This is a genomic window from Ruegeria sp. AH12 (assembly GCF_056541465.1).
Map to the genome: position 1 here is coordinate 1 of NZ_JBQFYL010000185.1, position 612 is coordinate 612.

Sequence of the window (612 nt, forward strand, 5' to 3'; positions counted from 1 at the left end):
CTGCTGGATCAGCCCGGCGGATTTCAATGCATTCAGGCAGGTTGACGCAGTATTGGGTTTCAGCGCTAAAGCCTCGGCAATCTGACCCGCAGCTACGGAATCTGGATAGCGACGCATCAACAGCCGGAACAGATCCAGCCGCTTGGGATGTGCGAGTGCGTTCAGCCTGTCATGAATCTCTATTTCCATAATTCAAGAAATATGGAAATAGAGAGGATTCGTCAATCCTGAAACCACCAGACCTGTGGCATATATTCTGGCCCATCGCCATAAATTGGCAGAGTGTCGGGTTGTTTCAGCTCTTTGACATGGGCGATACGGCCGACATCAAAGCTCCAGATAGGAATGACATAGCGACCCGCTGTCAGAACACGATCCAGCGCGCGCGTTGCCGCAACAAAATCCTCGTGGCTTTCCGAGGCCAGCATCGCGTCGATCAGCCCGTCCACGGCGGGCGAGGTCAGGCCCATAACATTCCGCGTCCCGGGAGCATTTGCGTTTTCGCTGCCCCAATACAGGCGTTGTTCGTTGCCTGGCGAGAGCGACAGCGCACGACGGAACGGGGTCATGTCAAAATCTTGCGCATCGATGCGTGAAGTATATTGCGCGTCA

The 612-nt window shown here is 54.7% G+C and carries 1 protein-coding gene and 1 pseudogene; both read right to left on the bottom strand.

Annotation, left to right across the window (positions count from 1 at the left end; genetic code table 11):
* Positions 1-189: ArsR/SmtB family transcription factor (locus ACR0EL_RS22505; protein WP_480502357.1), on the bottom strand; the 189-nt coding region annotated here is incomplete at its 3' end.
* Between the two features lie 32 nt (positions 190-221).
* A pseudogene (locus tag ACR0EL_RS22510) lies at positions 222-612 on the bottom strand (ABC transporter substrate-binding protein); the annotation flags it as partial.